Below are 559 nucleotides of genomic sequence, written 5' to 3'. Positions count from 1 at the left end.
GGCGCCGATCAGGCGACCTCCCCGCGCCCGACCCCGGCGGACACGCCCCCCACCACGGCGGCGCAACCCTCCCCGACCACGCAGCGCACCCGGCCGCCCCGCGCCTCGGCCCCGCCACGCACCGGCGCGCCCCAGTCCATACCGGCCGCACAGTCCATACCGGCCGCACAGGCCCCACCGGCCGCCGGAGCGGGCCGAGGCAGCGCCGTGCCCCGCTCCACCGAACCGCAGTCCGACCCTGACCTCACTCTCGGTGACACAACCGAGGCGGGTCAGGAGACCTCCGCCGGCTTCACGGCCGCCACTGCTCTCCGCGCCGCGACCGACGTCGTCGCGATCGGTGACTCCATCACTGTCACCGGTTCCATCCCATCGGCCGCCCCCGCAGAATCAACCCTGCTGTCTCACCCCCTGCTGGTGGATCCGCTGATCGGGCCCGGCCACGCCCCTGTTCACGAGAAGGACGACCCCGCCCCGGCCGGTGGGCCGCTCGCCGACCAGCCGGGGACACCGCCGCGCGACCAGGCCTCGGCGGCGCTCGCCCCGCCCGTCCCCGCGG

1 protein-coding gene and 1 pseudogene are annotated in these 559 nt (G+C 76.7%); one reads left to right on the top strand and one right to left on the bottom strand.

All coding sequences use genetic code 11. The annotated features are described in order from the left end of the window. Positions 1-8: 8 nt before the first annotated feature. Positions 9-140: a hypothetical protein gene (locus MXD58_RS30450; protein WP_284678840.1), complete on the bottom strand. Its 132-nt coding sequence runs from the start codon at positions 138-140 to the stop codon at positions 9-11. Positions 141-207: 67 nt separating this feature from the next. Between MXD58_RS30450 and MXD58_RS24690 the strand changes: the two are divergent. Continuing rightward, positions 208-559 (top strand): annotated as a pseudogene (locus tag MXD58_RS24690) (hypothetical protein); the annotation flags it as partial.

The organism is Frankia sp. AgKG'84/4 (assembly GCF_023242965.2).
Lineage (GTDB): Bacteria > Actinomycetota > Actinomycetes > Frankiales > Frankiaceae > Frankia.
The sequence above is the reverse complement of the archived record's forward strand: the minus strand, read 5'-3'. Positions and strand labels throughout refer to the sequence as shown.